Consider the following 15,959-nt stretch of genomic DNA (forward strand, 5'->3'; position numbering starts at 1 on the left):
TTGAGCGCGGACCGCAATCGTTATCGAACCAGGCGCGTCGACGCTGACGGCCTCAATAGGCGCTCAGGCCCGTGCCCTTGTAGACCTTGTCGAACTCGGCTTTCACCGCATCGTTCTGGTAGGAAGCCACCAGCGTCTTCACCCAGGCCTCGTTCTCATTGCCGGCCTTCACCGCGATGAAATTGCGGTACGGGTTGTCGGCGATGGGCTCCTGCGCGATGCGGTTTTCCGGCGTCAGGCCGCTTTTCAGCGCCCAGTCGGTGTTGACCACGGCCGCGTCGAGATCCTCGACCGAGCGTCCGACGATGCCGGCGTCCAGCTCCTTGATCACGACTTTCTTGGCGTTTTCGGCGATGTCGGCGGTGGTGGCGAGGATGCCGGTGCCGTCCTTCAGCTTGATCACGCCCTCGTTCTGCAGCACACGCAGCGCCCGGCCTTCATTGGACGGATCATTGGGCACGCCGATGACCGCGCCCTCGGGCAGGTCGGCGACCTTCGTAAACTTCTTGGAGTAAAGGCCGATCGGCCAGACGCCGGTATAGCCGACGCGCACGATATGGTAGCCTTGCGTCTTGATCTGGTTGTCGAGATAGGGCTGGTGCTGGAAGGCGTTGGCGTCGATCTCGCCGCGCTCCAGCGCCTCGTTGGGCTGGGTGTAATCGTTGAACACCACGGTCTCGATGGTGAGGCCCTTTTCGGCCGCCTGCGCGGTGACGACGCGCCACACATCCTCGTCCTCGCCGCTGATGATGCCGACCTTGATCGCCTTCTTGTCCTCGGCGAACGACGCCTTGGGCGCCACCAGGCCGCCAAGGGCGACCGCTGACGCGAACAGCAACGCAAGACCACCGCGCCTTGTAAGGGTTGACGCAAAGAGAGAGGGCAAAGTGTTTCTGAAGTCGGACATGATTGATCTCTGTGGTTGTCAAGTCGTGGCAGCCGGGCGGATTGCCCGAGCTTGATCACAAAATCACAAACTCTATCGATTTTATCAAAGAACGCTGTTCCCCAAACGATCGGATAGCCGGGAATATTCTCTCAAAGATTCCCGGACTGAGAGCACAGCGGCATTCCAGGGTTGGCACCCCAGGCGCGGCACTTTACCGCTTGACTGGCGGGCCGTTCCGAATAGGCTAATGAAAGAAAGTTTCCGAAGCGCATCGCGCTTTGATCGAAAATACCGGCTCTGACCGCCGGACGGCAAGAATGCCTCGTATGCCTCGCCTTCCACGGCGGCGGCTGCGGGGCATTGTTCATTTTGGGGCCTCGTTTGAAACGGCGTATCGAGATCGGCATCCTTTATTCCCGCTCGGGCAGCTATCAGCTCGTGTCGGATGCGTGCCGGATGGGCGCGATGCGCGCGATCGCCGACATCAACGCCGACCGCAGCTCAGGCATCGAACTGGTGCCGGTCGAGCGCGATCCGCAAAGCAATGCCGACCGCTACGCGACGCTGTGCGAGGACATCTTCAAGACGAGCAGCGCCCGCCATGTCGTCGGCTGCGTTACCTCCTGGAGCCGCAAGGAAACGATCCCCGTGCTGGAGAAGGCGGGCGGCATGCTCTGGTACGCCTGCCCCTATGAAGGCTTCGAGGCCAACGAGCACGTCGTCTACATGCACGCTTGCCCCAACCAGCACCTGGTGCCGCTGATGGCCCATGTCGTGCCGCGCTTCGGCGCCAACGGCTTCCTGCTCGGCTCCAACTATATCTGGGGCTGGGAGATGAACCGCGTCGCGCGCGACCTGATCGCGGATGCCGGCGGCAAGGTCCTGGGCGAGCGCTATCTGCGCATCGGCGAGACCGACGTGTCGCGCCTGATCGCTGAAATCCGGGCCACGCGGCCGAACTTCATCCTCAACAACCTGATCGGCACATCGTCCTATGCCTTCCTGGCTGCTTATCGCGAGCTGGCGGGTGAGGATGCGGCCTTCAGCCCCGAAACCTGTCCCGTCATCTCCTGCAACCTCACCGAAGGCGAGCTGCCGGCGATCGGCGAATCCGGCAAAGGACATCTGTCGGTCGGGCCGTATTTCGCGCCGCGGCCAGCCGCCTTCGCCTCGTCCTTCGAGGCATCCGCCTATGCGTCCGTGCAAGTGATGGCCGACGTGCTTTCCCGCGATCCTGAGGCCGGTCCGGCGGAGTTTTCAAAAGCTTTCGCCGAACGGCGCTTCTCCACCCGGCTTGGACCGATCGCCATCGACGCCAACACCCAGCACGCGACGCTGCCGGTGATCATCGGCCGGATCGCGGACGGGTTCTTCGAAGTCGTCAGCCGCGAGGACGAGGTTGCGCCGGACCCGTATCTGTCGCGCTACGACCCCGCCAAGACGTTCGGCCGCCCGCGCCTGAGGGTGGTGTCGTGACCAGGACACGCATTCCCAATCTGGGCGGCGCCAGGGCCTTCGTCCTGCATCGCCCGCATCCGACGGTGCAGGCGATCACCCGGCAATTGTCGGCCATCGGCCTGAACACAGTGGACTGCTGGCCGGAGCTGCCGGCCGAGGCGCTGGCCGCCGATTTCGTCTTCTTCGACGCCGACCTCGGCTTCGACGAACAGTTTCCCTGGAAGCCGGGCGAGGCGCCGATGCCGCTGGTGGCGCTGATCGGCTCGGAGGCGCCGGGCCGCATCGAATGGGCGCTGTCGCACAAGGCCGATGCCCAGTTGTTGAAGCCGGTCGGCAATGCCGGCGTCTACAGCGCGCTTTTGATCGCGCGCCAGAGCTTTGAAGCGCGAAAACACCTGGCTAGCGAGATTGCAGCGCTTCGCCAGCGTGTCGCGGAGCGACAGACCATCGTGCGCGCGGTCGAGGCGCTGTCGAAAGGCGCGGAAGACGGCCGCGCCTACGCACAGCTGCGCTCGCTGGCCATGAGCTGGCAGATCAGCATCGAGGAGGCCGCGCGCCGCATCGTGGCGATGACGGATAAGGAGGGCAGCGATGACCAATCCCATCGCGCCTGATCTTCCGGCAGCAGCGCGCATGCCGGGCAAGCCAAGGGCCGGCGTCTGGCGTCGGCTGCTGCAGCGTCCGCTGGCGCTGATCGGCCTGCTGATCGTCGCCATCGTGGTGGGTGGCGCCATCCTGGCGCCGTGGCTGACCGGCTATGATCCCAACGAGCAGATGTTCGACGGCCTGACCATCGAGGGCTCGCCGCTGCCGCCGAGCGCTCATTTCTGGCTGGGCACGGACCTGCTCGGCCGCGACCTGCTGACGCGCATCCTCTACGGCGCGCGCACATCGCTGATCATCGGCGTCGTCGCCAATGGCGTGGCGCTGCTGATCGGCACGCTGGTCGGCGTGACCGCCGGTTATTTCCGCGGCTGGATCGGCAGCGTGCTGATGCGGTTCACCGACCTGATGATGGCCTTTCCGGCGCTGCTGCTGGCGATTTGTCTGGCGGCGGTGTTCCAGCCGAGCCTGTGGATCGTCGCCATGGTCATCGCGCTGGTGAACTGGGTGCAGACGGCACGCGTCATCTACACGGAAACCAGTTCGCTGTCCGAGCGCGAGTTCATCGACGCCGAGCGCACCATCGGCGCCAGCGCACCGCGCATCCTGTTTCGCCACATCCTGCCGCATTTGCTGCCGACCATCATCGTCTGGGGCACGCTGGGCATCTCGACCACGGTGCTTTTGGAAGCGACGCTCTCCTTCCTCGGCATAGGCGTGCAGCCGCCCACCGCATCCTGGGGCAACATCATCTTCGAGAACCAGACCTATTTCCAGGCAGCGCCCTGGCTGGTGTTCTTCCCGGGTGCGGCGATCCTGGCGCTGGCGCTGGCCTTCAACCTGATCGGCGATGCGCTGCGCGACATCCTCGACCCGACGCAAAGAGGCCGGGCATGATCGCCTATCTTGGCCGCCGCATCATCCAGTCGGCGCTGATCCTGCTCGGCGTCTCGCTGATCACCTTCGCGCTGCTCTATCTGCTGCCCGCCGATCCCGTGAGGCAAATCGCCGGCCGCAGCGCCACGCCCGAAACCGTCGAGAATATCCGCCGCCAGCTCGGCCTCGACCAGCCTTTCGTCGTCCAGTACTGGCACTACCTGACCAGCCTGCTCAGCGGTGACCTCGGCCGCTCCTACATCCAGCGCTCGCAGGTCACCGAGCTCATCGTCTCGCGGCTGCCGGCGAGCCTGCTTTTGATGGTCGGCGCCATCCTGTGCGAACTGGCGATCGGCCTGACCATGGGTCTCATCGCGGCCATCAAGCGCGGCACCGCAACCGACCAGTCGCTGATGGTCGCCTCCTTCGTCGGCGTGTCGGCGCCGCAATTCGTCGTCGGCCTGCTGCTGCTCTACGTGTTTGCCGTGCGGCTCGGCTGGTTTCCGATCGGCGGCTACGGGACCTGGCGCCACCTGGTGCTGCCGTCGCTGACCATGGGCATACTCGGCGCCGGCTGGTACGCGCGCATGATGCGCTCGTCGATGATCGACGTGCTCCGGCAGGACTATGTGCGCACCGCGCGCGCCAAGGGCCTGGCGCGCCGCGCCATCCTCTTCCGCCACGCCCTGCCCAACGCCATCCTGCCGGTGATCGCCATGATCGGCATCGACATCGGCATCTTCATGGGCGGCATCGTGGTGGTCGAAAGCGTGTTCGGCTGGCCGGGCATCGGCCAGCTCGCCTGGCAGGCCATCCAGCGCGTCGACATTCCAATCATCATGGGCGTCACGCTGGTCTCGGCCTGCGCCATCGTGCTCGGCAACCTCCTGGCCGACATCATCGCGCCCTTCATCGACCCCCGTATCAAACTGAGATGAGCATCAAGCTCAGATGAAACCAAGAAAACAAGCCAATGAAAGGGAACATAAAATGAAGAAGTTTCTGGCCTCCACCGTGGCGGCATCGGCGCTGGCGCTGATGCTCGGCATGACAAGCGTTCGCGCCGAAGACACGATCGATCCCAACGCCAAGCAGGGCGGCGCCATCACCATCACCTACAAGGACGATGTCGCGACCCTCGATCCGGCGATCGGCTATGACTGGCAGAACTGGTCGATGATCAAGAGCCTGTTCGACGGGCTGATGGACTATGAGCCGGGCACCACCAACCTGAAGCCCGATCTCGCCGAAAGCTATGACATCTCGCCCGACGGCAAGACCTTCACCTTCAAGCTGCGCCATGGGGTGAAATTCCACAATGGCCGCGAGATGACCGCCGACGACGTGAAATATTCGCTGGACCGCGTCACCAATCCGAAGACGCAGAGCCCCGGCGCCGGCTTCTTCGGCTCGATCAAGGGTTATGACGATGTCGCCGCCGGCAAGGCGACAAGCCTCTCCGGCGTCACCGTCGTCGATCCCTATACGGTCAAGTTCGAGCTGACCCGCCCCGACGCCACCTTCCTGCATGTCATGGCCATCAACTTCTCGCATGTCGTGCCGAAGGAAGAGGTCGAGAAATATGGCGCCGATTTCGGCAAGCATCCGGTCGGCACCGGCGCCTTCAAGCTCGCTGAGTGGACGCTGGGACAGCGCATCGTCTTCGAGCGCAATGCGGATTACTGGCACAAGGGCCTGCCGCATCTCGACAAGATCACCTTCGAAATCGGCCAGGAGCCGATCGTGGCGCTGCTGCGCCTGCAGAAGGGCGAGATCGACGTGCCCGGCGACGGCATTCCGCCGGCCAAGTTCCAGGAAGTGATGGCCGATCCCGAGCAGAAGGCGCGCGTCGTCGAGGGCGGCCAACTGCACACCGGCTATGTCACCATGAACACCACCATGGCGCCCTTCGACAATGTGAAGGTGCGCCAGGCCGTCAACATGGCGATCAACAAGGCACGCGTCGTCCAGATCATCAACAACCGCGCCGTGCCGGCCAACCAGCCGCTGCCGCCGTCGATGCCGGGCTACGACAAGGAATTCAAGGGCTATCCCTATGACGTCGCCAAGGCCAAGGCGCTGCTGGCCGAGGCCGGCCACGCCGATGGTTTCGAGACGCAACTGTTCGTCATGAACACCGACCCGAACCCGCGTATCGCCCAGGCGATCCAGCAGGATCTGGCGGCGATCGGCATCAAGGCCAGCATCCAGTCGCTGGCGCAAGCCAACGTCATCGCCGCCGGCGGCGATAAGGCCGGCGCGCCGATGATCTGGTCCGGCGGCATGGCCTGGATCGCCGACTTCCCGGATCCGTCCAACTTCTACGGCCCGATCCTCGGCTGCGCGGGTGCTGTTCCGGGCGGCTGGAACTGGTCGTGGTACTGCAACAAGGATCTCGACGCCAAGGCGGCCGAGGCCGACGCCATGGTCGACCCGGCCAAGGCCGGCGAGCGCGACAAGATGTGGAGCGCGATCTATGAAAAGGTGATGGCGGACGCGCCCTGGGCGCCGGTGTTCAACGAGCAGCGCTTCACCATGAAATCCGCGCGCATGGGCGGCGCCGACAACCTCTATGTCGACCCGGTCCATATCCCGATCAACTATGACAATGTGTACGTAAAAGATGTGCAATAACTGCGATTACACCATCCACGGGCGCCACCATCATTTCGGCTGGGACAATTCCTTCGTCCCGGCCGAGACGGTGGCGCCCGGTTCGACCATCGAATTCCAGTGTCTCGATTCGTCAGGCGGCCAGTTGACGCCGGGCAGCACGGTCGGCGACATCGCCAAGCTCGACTTCGGCAAGATCAACCCGGTGACCGGGCCGATCTTCGTCGACGGCGCCGAGCCGGGTGATGCGCTCAAGGTGACGATCGAGATGTTCAAACCGTCCGGCTTCGGCTGGACGGCGAACATTCCGGGATTCGGCCTGCTCGCCGACGACTTCAAGGAGCCGGCGCTGAACATCTGGAAGTACGATCCCGCCTCGCTCGAGCCGGCTTTGTTCGGCAAGAACGGTCGCGTGCCGCTGAAGCCGTTTGCCGGCACCATCGGCAATGCGCCGGGTGAAAAGGGCCATCACTCGGTGGTGCCGCCGCGGCGTGTCGGCGGCAATCTCGACATCCGCGATCTCGCCGCCGGCACTACACTTTACCTGCCCGTCGAAGTGGCGGGCGCCCTGTTCTCGGTCGGCGACACGCACGCCGCGCAAGGCGACGGCGAGGTCTGCGGCACGGCGATCGAAAGCCCGATGGACGTCGTGCTCAAACTCGATCTCGTCAAGGACGCCAGGTTGAAGACGCCGCGCTTCACCACGCCCGGGCCGGTGACACGCCATCTCGACGCCAAGGGCTATGAGGTGACGACCGGCATCGGGCCGGACCTGATGGCGGGCGCCAAGGAAGCGGTCGCCCAGATGGTCGACCTGCTTGCCGGCCGCTACCAGATCGACCCCGTCGAAGCCTATATGCTGGCCTCGGTCTGCGGCGACCTGCGCATCAGCGAGATCGTCGACATGCCGAACTGGGTGGTGTCGTTCTACTTCCCGCGCTGCGTGTTTGAATGATGCTGCGTCGGCGCCAAGGCACCCCCCTCTGCCCTGCCGGGCACCTCCCCCGCAAGGGGGGAGATTGGCAATTTGTCCGCTGCGCCTTTTCTCAGGCGGTGGTGATTGGCGAAAGCCGGGGTGACCTCCGATCTCCCCCCTTGCGGGGGAGATCGCCGGCAGGCCATAGGGGGGCGTGCCGGAGTAAATTCCTCTCCGGACCACACTCCCAATGACCTCAGCTCGCGAAACAATCCTCGACATCGCCAACCTCTGCGTCAGCGTGCGCGGCGAGGATGGTGAGCGCGAGGTCGTGTCCGGTCTTTCGCTGCGGCTTTCGCGCGGCGAGACGCTTTGCATTGCCGGCGAATCGGGCTCCGGCAAATCGATGACGTCGCTGGCGATCATGCAATTGCTGCCGCAGCCGGCGGCCCGCATCTCCGCCGGAACGATCCGGCTTCACGACAAGGGTCTGGGCGATACCGAACTGACTGGTCTCAACGAACGGCAGATGCGGCGCATCCGCGGCAACCGCATCGCAATGATCTTCCAGGAGCCGATGACATCGCTGAACCCGGTGCTGTCGATCGGCCGCCAGCTGACCGAATCCATCGAGGCGCATACCAGCCTGTCGCCAGCCGAGGCGCGCAGGCGCGCCATCGACGCGCTGAAGGCGGTGCGTATTTCCGAAGCCGAAAGCCGGCTGAAACAGTTTCCGCACGAGCTCTCCGGCGGCATGCGCCAGCGCGTGATGATTGCCATGGCGCTGGCGCTCGAGCCCGACGTGCTGATCGCCGACGAGCCCACGACGGCGCTCGACGTCACCGTTCAGGGCGAGGTGCTGGAACTGCTGCGCGACCTGCAGCGCGAACGTGGCACCAGCGTCATCCTCATCACCCACGACATGGGCGTGGTCGCCGAAATGGCCGACCGCGTCATCATCATGCGGCATGGCCGCATGGTCGAGGAAGGCAAGGCCGCCGACATCTTTGCCCGGCCGCAGGCCGCCTACACCAGGGAATTGCTGGCCGCCGTGCCGCGCATCGGCGCCGGCGTTGGCCGACAGGAATCCAGGGACACTGAAGCGGCGGCATCGGCAAATGTCGCCGAGGTCAAGGACCTGCATGTCCGCTTCGACCTGCATGGCGGCTTCTTCGGCCGAGTCAACCGCCGTGTCCACGCCGTCGAAGGCGTCAGCTTTTCGATCGCACCGAACGAGACGCTGGCGCTGGTCGGCGAGTCCGGCTGCGGCAAGTCGACGACCGCCAAGGCGCTGGCCGGGCTGGTGCCTTACAGCGGCGACATCGTCGTTGGCGGGCGCAACCTGTCGGGTCTTGGCCGCGACGAGCGCAAGGCGGTGCGCCGCGACGTGCAGATGATCTTCCAGGACCCCTTCGCCTCGCTCGACCCGCGCATGCGCGTCGGCGACCTCGTCGCCGAGCCGCTGGTGATCCACGGCATCGCTTCGAAGGAAGAGCGCAGAGAGCGTGTGGCGGCGCTTTTCGAGCGCGTCGGCCTGACGGCCGACCAGATGGAACTCTATCCGCACGAATTCTCAGGCGGTCAGCGCCAGCGCGTCTGCATTGCGCGTGCGCTGGCGCTACGGCCGAAGCTGATCATCGCCGACGAGAGCGTCTCGGCGCTCGACGTCTCCGTGCAGGCGCGCGTGCTCGACTTGCTGAAAGAGCTGCAGCGCGAGTTCGGCGTCGCCTATCTGTTCATTTCGCATGACATGGCGGTGGTCGAGAATATTTCCGACCGTGTCGCCGTCATGTATCTCGGCCAGATCGTCGAGATGGGCACACGCGACCAGGTCTTCACCAACCCACGCCACCCCTACACGAAACGCCTGATCGAAGCCGTGCCGGTGCCCGATCCCGCGAGGCGAAGGAGCCGCTTCGCCCGGCTCGAGCAGGAGATCCCGAGCGCCACCCGCAAGATCGGCGAGGCGCCGATGAAGCTGATCCTGCAGGATTTTGGCAACGGGCACCTGGTCGCCGCCGAGGCCTGAGGTCCGCATAACTCCAGTGTTTTCCGTGGTTCGCATACCGGTTTCGATCGCGGATATTGGCCACCGATCGCGCCCCGTCGCCAAAGGCCGGAAGCCGGCTCCCATCTCGGAACATGGCCCGGCTGTTTCACAAGTAAGCAACAGGCTGCTACGAATTGCGCGGGGGCAGGTTCGACGACCGAATGTGCCGGGAGGACATCCAGGATGCAGTTCAGGCGCAGGCAGAACACGGCCGCCATCCCCCGGACGGCGCCGGCCTTCGAGCATATCGTCACCGAGGCAAGCGAGAGTTTCCTTTGGCGGCTCGACGACTATCCGTGGGAGCGCAATGTCTGGAACTTCCATCCGGAGTACGAGATCCACCTGCTAAGAAAGTCTTCCGGCGTGGTGCTGGTCGGCGACCATATCGGCGAGTTCGGGCCGGGCTACCTGACCATTGTCGGCGGCGGGCTGCCGCACGATTGGGTGACAGCGGTGCAGCCGGGCGAGTTGATCCAGGGCCGTGACATCGTCCTGCAATTCGACGCCGAGAGGTTACGGGGCTCGGCGGGCCTGTTGCCGGAACTGCGCGAACTGGAGCCGTTTCTCGAACGATCGTTGCGCGGCATGGTCTTTCACGGCCGGACGGCGCTGGAAGGCGCCGAACTGATGGAGCGGATGGGGGAGGTTAGCGGGCTAGGCAGGTTCTGTCTCTTCCTGCGCCTGGTCGATCTTCTCGCCCGGACCGATGAATATGAATTGTTGTCTTCGCCGGATTTCTCGCCGCTTCTCGATGCTGCGTCGCTGGACATCATCCAGCGCACGCTGACCTATCTGTTCCAGCATTTCACCGACGATCTGAAGTTGCCGGACGTGGCTGAAATCGCCGGCATGACCGAAAGCACATTCTCGCGCTTCTTCCAGAAGAACACCGGCAACAGTTTTAGCGACCACCTTGCGAAGCTCCGACTCTGGCAGGCCTGCAAGCTCTTGGCGGACACCGATATTCCGATCACCGACATCTGTTTCCAGGTCGGCTACATGAACATCTCGAACTTCAACCGGGCCTTCATGCGCAAGCACCGGATGACGCCGTCATCCTATCGACGGCTGTCACGCCAGCGGCTGACACTTCGCGCATAAGCGCTTCCTGAAAAGACCGTTTCAGACCCGATCGATACTCATGTGATGGGCTCCGCATCCGGATCCAGTATTTTGCAGCGCACAATGCATAAAAGTACAGGTCGCATGCAACGATGCTTCTAGCAACGTCTGCTGCAACTCCGCATCTTGGCGATGGGTGGCATGTCACTCGGGCGATGGTGAGGATCGCATAATCCGAGGGCTTCGGCTTCCCGCGAAGTGTTCCTGGAGGAGAACGACCATGAAACCAATTCGGCTCGCTGCGAGCTTGAGCGCAGCTTTTATGCTTTCCGCTACCGTTTCCACCATCGCCCTGGCACAGGCGCCGGTCTGCTCGGCGCCGGTCAAGGTTCTGGCACAGCCACGCGACGGCCTGACGCTTCTGGAGGACTCGAAGGCCGAGTTCCAGAAACTTGCCGGCGCGAGCTTCCAGATCGACTATCTGAACGAGAACGACCGTCGGGCCAAATCGCGCGCCGATGCATCCACCGTCGGCAACTACAACGTCTACTATGTCGACGAGGCCAACGTCGCGCTGTTTGCCTCGTCGAAATGGATCGTGCCGCTGACCGATTACTATCCGCCGGACTATGACTACGCCGACTTCGATCCGGGCCGCCAGAAGGTCGCCACCTATGACGGCAAGGTCTGGTTCGCACCGCTGACCGGCGGCGGCGACCTGATGGTCTATCGCAAGGATGTGCTGGAAGCCGCGGGCATCCAGCCGCCGAAGACGCTGGACGAGTTGATCGCCGACGTGCCGAAGCTGACCAATCCGGACAAGGGCATGTATGGCATTGCGCTACGTGGCGCACGCGGTTCGGGCGCCAATGTCTGGCGCTGGATGCCCTTCTTCAAAGCCTATGGCGGCCAGTGGTTCGACGGCGACAAGCCGGTCTTCAACTCGGACGCCGCCGTCAAGGCGACCGAGACCTATCTGAAGCTGTTCAAGGATTCGGCTCCGGGCACGCAGACCGGCAGCTGGGATGAATCGACCGGCGCGTTCCTGTCCGGCCAGGTCGCCATCCTCGTCGAGTCGACGCCGCTGTCGGGCATGGCGGTCGATCCGAAGACGTCACAGGTGGTCGGCAAGATCGGCTTCCTGCCGCCGCCCTCGCCGCTACCCGGCGGCGGCTACGGCCATGGCCTTGCCATCGCGGCGAAAGCCAATGCCGACGATGCTTCGAAGAAATGCGCGGGCCTGTTCATCGCCTGGGCGACGTCGAAGGAGAATGAGAAACGCCGGCTCGACGCCCACCAGTTCGGTGAGCTGAACCGGACCAGCATCCTGGCCAGCAAGGAATTCGCCGATATCTACGGCGCCGACCTCGGCCAGGCGCTGGCCGCGACGGGCAAGGTCACGGCGGTCAACTTCTGGCAGGACCCGCGCTGGCCGGATCTCGGCGACCGCTGGGGCATCATCCTGGAGGAACTGGTTGCCGGCACGCGCACCGACATCAAGGGCAGCCTCAACGAGCTTGATGCCTATGCCAATCAGCTGGTGAAGAAATAAGCCATCCTCCCCCTGCGGCGCGCGGTCCACGGCATTCGATCGAATGTCGGGATTGCGTGTCGCAGGTCTTTGAGACGCAATCGAGATCATACAGATGCCTCGACGTTCATCCTTGCCGGTCACCTTCGTTGTGCCGACGCTCCTCATCCTGCTGGTGCTGTCGATGGTGCCGACGCTTTATGCGATCATCATCGCCCTGCAGAACCGTGAGCTGAGCTCTCCGGACTATTCCTATGTCTGGTTCTCGAACTTCGCCGACCTGTTTTTCGATCGCCGCTTCCTGAACGCCGTATGGGTGTCGGTGAAATGGGAGTTCGTCACCGTCATCGCGACGATGGCCGTTGCCATCGGCCTTGGCGTGCTGATGTTCGAGGTCGCGTCGCCGCGCCTGCGCAATGTCTATTGCCTGCTGTTCATCATCCCGGTCCTGCTGCCGCGCGTCTCGGCGGCCTTCGTGTGGAAATTCGCCTACCACCCGCTCTACGGCATCGCCACCTACCCCTATCGGCTGCTGACCGGCGGCCTGATCTTCGATCCTCTGTCCAAGCCGTCAACGGCACTGTTCGCCGTCGCGTCGGTCGATGTCTGGCAATGGGGCCTGTTCTTCGCCGTCATCGTGCTGAAGCTACTGGAGACCCTGCCACCCCAGCCGATCGAGGCGGCCCGGCTTGACCACGCCAAGCGCTGGCAGATCCATGCCTACGTGACCCTGCCGATGCTCAAGGCGCCGCTGATCAGCCTGATGTTCGTCAAGATGATCGAGTCGCTGCGTTCCTTCGACCTGATCTATGTGATGACAAGGGGCGGACCGGGCGTGGCCACCGAAACGCTCGACATGTACGCGTTCTCGCAAGGGTTCATCGAGTCGGGCAAAGTGTCCTATGCCTCAGCGATGGCCGTGCTGATGATGATTGCCACCGTCATCACTTTCACCATGCTGTGGAAGCGGGTGCAATCATGAGGCCCGGCCGCCTGATCGGCAAGACCGTGCTGGCGTTTGCCGGCTTCATGGCGGTGTTTCCGCTGTTGTGGACGGCGCTCAATTCGCTGAAGAACAATGTCGACATCATCACCCGCGTCCCGCGCGTGGTGTTCACGCCGACGCTTGCCAACATCAGCTACATTCTCGGCCGCGACAGCGTCATGACCGGCCTCTACAATTCGATGGTCGCTTGCGGCGTCGCAGTGCTGATCGGCATCGTGCTCGGCCTGCCCGCGGCCTATGCGGTGGCCCGCTACCCGAACCGCTGGGCCGGCGACATCCAGTTCTTCGTGCTGTCGCTGCGTTTCCTGCCGCCGGTGGCGGTGGCGATTCCGCTGATGGTGATCTGGCTGCAATTTGGGCTCTACGACACGCTGGCCGCGCTGATCGTCACCTATTCGCTGCTCACCATCTCGGTGATCATGTGGCTGGCCATTCCCGCCTTCCAGGCCGTGCCCAAGGAGGTCGAAGAAGCCGCCTTTGTCGACGGCTATGGCGCCTATTCGGTGTTCTGGAAGATCGCGCTGCCGGTCGCGGCGCGCTCGCTCATAGGTGCGGTCGCCTTCAGCTTCGTGCTGGTCTGGAACGAGTTTCTGATTGCGCTGATGCTATCCAGTTCGAACGCCAAGACCTTGCCGATCGTCGCCTCGGAACTGTCCCAGCAAGGCATGAACGTGCCGTGGGGAATCCTGAACGCCTCGGTGGTGCTTTTGTCGCTGCCGCCACTTTTGTTTCTCGGCGTGCTCAGCGGCTTCCTGAATTCCGTTTTCCGGCAGAAAAAGACTTGAAGCGAGGACGATACGATGCGGGCATTGGTTCTTGAGAAGAAGGGCGAGCTGTCCTTGCGCGACATCGCGCTGCCGCTCGACGTCGGGCCTGACGACGTCAGGATAGCCATCCATACGGTCGGCGTCTGCGGCAGCGACGTGCACTACTACACCCATGGTGCGATCGGCAGCTATGTGGTGCGCGCGCCGATGGTGCTCGGGCACGAAGCGTCCGGCACTGTGGTGGAGATCGGCGCCAATGTCAGAACGCTGAAGGTCGGCGACCGCGTCTGCATGGAGCCGGGCGTGCCGAACATGTCGTCGCGAGCGACGAAGCTCGGCATCTACAATGTCGACCCGGACGTGACCTTCTGGGCGACGCCGCCGGTTCACGGCGTGCTGGCGCCCTATGCCGTCCACCCGGCAGCGTTCACCTACAGGCTGCCGGACAATGTCTCGTTCGCCGAGGGGGCGATGGTCGAGCCCTTCGCCATCGGCATGCAGGCGGCCGCCCGCGCGCGCATCGTTCCGGGCGACGTGGCCGTTGTCGTCGGTTGCGGGCCGATCGGCATCATGATCGCGCTTGCGGCGCTCGCCGGCGGCTGCTCCAGGGTGTTCATCTCCGACTTCTCCGCGCCAAAGCTGAAGATCGCCGCGCAGTATCCCGGTATCGTCCCGGTGAATATCGGCGAGCAGTCGCTTGTCGATGCCATCCGGGTGGCGACGGACGGTTGGGGTGCCGACATCGTGTTCGAGGCCAGCGGCAATCCAAAGGCATTCGCCAACCTGTTCGACATCGTGCGCCCGGGCGGCGCGGTCGTTCTGGTCGGCCTCCCCGTCGAACCGGTGGACATCAACGTGCCGGCTGCGATCTCCAAGGAAGTGCGGATCGAAACCGTGTTCCGCTACGCCAATATCTTCGACCGCGCGCTGCAGCTCATCGCGTCGGGCAAGGTCGATCTCAATCCGCTGATCACCGGCACCTATGCTTTCGGCGACAGCATAGAGGCGTTCGAACGCGCGGCATCGGCACGCCCCGACGACGTCAAGCTGCAGATACTGATGTCAGGCGAGGAGGGCTGAACGACCATGTCCGCGATTGTCTGCTCCCATGTCGCCAAATCCTATGGCGCAACCACGGTCATCCGCGACCTGAACCTGTCGATCGAGGATCACGAGTTCGTCGTTTTCCTCGGGCCTTCCGGCTGCGGCAAGTCGACCTTGCTGCGGATGCTGGCGGGGCTTGAGGACATCAGCGGTGGCGAGGTTTCGATCGGCGGCAAAGTGGTCAACGATCTCGATCCGGGCGACCGTGGTATCGCCATGGTGTTCCAAAACTATGCGCTCTATCCGCATATGACGATTTTCGACAACATCGCCTTCGGCCTGAAGCGGCAGAAGGTACCGAAGGCCGAGATACAGCAGCGTGTCCAAGCGGTTTCGAAGACGCTGGGCCTCGAACCCTATCTCGGCCGCAAGCCGGCCGAACTGTCCGGCGGGCAGCAGCAGCGCGTGGCGATCGCGCGCGCCATGATCAAGACACCGAAAGTGTTTCTGTTCGACGAGCCGTTGTCCAATCTGGACGCCAAGCTGCGCAACCACATGCGCGTCGAGATCGCCAGGCTGCACCAGTCGCTGAAGACGACCACCGTCTATGTCACCCACGACCAGCTCGAAGCGATGACGCTCGCCGACCGCATCGTGCTGCTGCGCGACGGCAGGATCGAGCAGATCGGCTCGCCGGCGGAGATCTACGAGCGGCCAGGCAACCTCTTCGTGGCCGGGTTCATCGGCACGCCGAACATGAATTTCATCGACGTGACGGTCGGCCGAAGCGGCAACCAATGGACATTGACCGCCGCCGGAACGGTCTTTTCCATCGAAGGCTCCCGCTTCAGTCTCGGCGGCATCGAACAGGCCGTCCTCGGAATCCGGCCTCCCGACCTGAAGACGGCCGCCCACGATGATGGTCGCAACCTTCTGCAGGGTACGGCGGACCTGATCGAGTTTCATGGCAACGATGCGCTGGTGACATTTAGCCTGGGCGGCAAGGAAATCAGTGCGCTGGTGCCAAGCCGCGAATGCCCGGCTATTCGCAGCCGCGTGCGCTACACGATCGACGAAACCAGCATTCATCTGTTCGATGCGAAATCCGGCGTATCATTGCTGAGGTGATGTCGCCGGTTGGGCT

At 63.6% G+C, this 15,959-nt stretch carries 14 protein-coding genes; 13 read left to right on the forward strand and 1 reads right to left on the reverse strand.

What is annotated here, in order from left to right:
* Window positions 1-52 precede the first annotated feature (52 nt).
* The gene (locus tag ABVQ20_RS22410) at window positions 53-907 is read right to left on the reverse strand and encodes a MetQ/NlpA family lipoprotein (protein WP_354461648.1); all 855 of its coding nucleotides are present in this window, start codon (window positions 905-907) and stop codon (window positions 53-55) included.
* Between the two features lie 363 nt (window positions 908-1,270).
* Here ABVQ20_RS22410 and ABVQ20_RS22415 point away from each other — a divergent pair, with 363 nt between their 5' ends.
* From ABVQ20_RS22415 to ABVQ20_RS22475, 13 genes are all read left to right on the forward strand, one after another.
* Entirely contained in the window at window positions 1,271-2,365 is a 1,095-nt protein-coding gene (locus ABVQ20_RS22415) for a transporter substrate-binding protein (protein WP_354461649.1), read from the forward strand.
* A complete protein-coding gene (locus ABVQ20_RS22420; protein WP_354461650.1) occupies window positions 2,362-2,961 on the forward strand; it encodes an ANTAR domain-containing response regulator in 600 nt (199 codons plus the stop codon). Before ABVQ20_RS22415 ends, ABVQ20_RS22420 begins: the two co-directional genes overlap by 4 nt.
* Window positions 2,939-3,847 carry an ABC transporter permease gene (locus tag ABVQ20_RS22425; protein WP_435528396.1) on the forward strand — a complete coding sequence of 303 codons (909 nt, stop codon included), beginning with the start codon at window positions 2,939-2,941 and terminating at the stop codon, window positions 3,845-3,847. The genes ABVQ20_RS22420 and ABVQ20_RS22425 overlap by 23 nt, the downstream gene beginning before the upstream one ends.
* On the forward strand, window positions 3,844-4,764 hold the full coding sequence (locus tag ABVQ20_RS22430) for an ABC transporter permease (RefSeq protein ID WP_354461651.1): 921 nt from the start codon (window positions 3,844-3,846) through the stop codon (window positions 4,762-4,764). Before ABVQ20_RS22425 ends, ABVQ20_RS22430 begins: the two co-directional genes overlap by 4 nt.
* A gap of 100 nt (window positions 4,765-4,864) precedes the next feature.
* Window positions 4,865-6,460 (forward strand): ABC transporter substrate-binding protein, encoded by a 1,596-nt coding sequence (locus tag ABVQ20_RS22435; protein WP_435528425.1) that lies wholly within the window; start codon window positions 4,865-4,867, stop codon window positions 6,458-6,460.
* The gene (locus ABVQ20_RS22440) at window positions 6,450-7,394 is read left to right on the forward strand and encodes an acetamidase/formamidase family protein (RefSeq protein WP_354461653.1); all 945 of its coding nucleotides are present in this window, start codon (window positions 6,450-6,452) and stop codon (window positions 7,392-7,394) included. Before ABVQ20_RS22435 ends, ABVQ20_RS22440 begins: the two co-directional genes overlap by 11 nt.
* A gap of 211 nt (window positions 7,395-7,605) precedes the next feature.
* Window positions 7,606-9,384: an ABC transporter ATP-binding protein gene (locus ABVQ20_RS22445; RefSeq protein WP_354461654.1), complete on the forward strand. Its 1,779-nt coding sequence runs from the start codon at window positions 7,606-7,608 to the stop codon at window positions 9,382-9,384.
* Window positions 9,385-9,588: 204 nt separating this feature from the next.
* Complete coding sequence (locus ABVQ20_RS22450) at window positions 9,589-10,506, forward strand: AraC family transcriptional regulator (protein ID WP_354461655.1); 918 nt, start codon at window positions 9,589-9,591, stop codon at window positions 10,504-10,506.
* A 241-nt stretch (window positions 10,507-10,747) separates the two neighbouring features.
* Window positions 10,748-12,019 carry an ABC transporter substrate-binding protein gene (locus ABVQ20_RS22455; RefSeq protein WP_354461656.1) on the forward strand — a complete coding sequence of 424 codons (1,272 nt, stop codon included), beginning with the start codon at window positions 10,748-10,750 and terminating at the stop codon, window positions 12,017-12,019.
* A 94-nt stretch (window positions 12,020-12,113) separates the two neighbouring features.
* Window positions 12,114-12,980, forward strand: a complete 867-nt coding sequence (locus tag ABVQ20_RS22460; protein WP_354461657.1) for a carbohydrate ABC transporter permease — start codon at window positions 12,114-12,116, stop codon at window positions 12,978-12,980.
* A complete protein-coding gene (locus ABVQ20_RS22465; protein WP_354461658.1) occupies window positions 12,977-13,789 on the forward strand; it encodes a carbohydrate ABC transporter permease in 813 nt (270 codons plus the stop codon). Before ABVQ20_RS22460 ends, ABVQ20_RS22465 begins: the two co-directional genes overlap by 4 nt.
* Window positions 13,790-13,804: 15 nt before the next feature.
* Entirely contained in the window at window positions 13,805-14,851 is a 1,047-nt protein-coding gene (locus ABVQ20_RS22470; protein WP_354461659.1) for an NAD(P)-dependent alcohol dehydrogenase, read from the forward strand.
* Between the two features lie 6 nt (window positions 14,852-14,857).
* Window positions 14,858-15,943 carry an ABC transporter ATP-binding protein gene (locus ABVQ20_RS22475; RefSeq protein ID WP_354461660.1) on the forward strand — a complete coding sequence of 362 codons (1,086 nt, stop codon included), beginning with the start codon at window positions 14,858-14,860 and terminating at the stop codon, window positions 15,941-15,943.
* The last annotated feature ends 16 nt before the right edge of the window (window positions 15,944-15,959 follow it).

Source organism: Mesorhizobium shangrilense, assembly GCF_040537815.1.
Taxonomy (GTDB): Bacteria; Pseudomonadota; Alphaproteobacteria; order Rhizobiales; family Rhizobiaceae; genus Mesorhizobium; species Mesorhizobium shangrilense.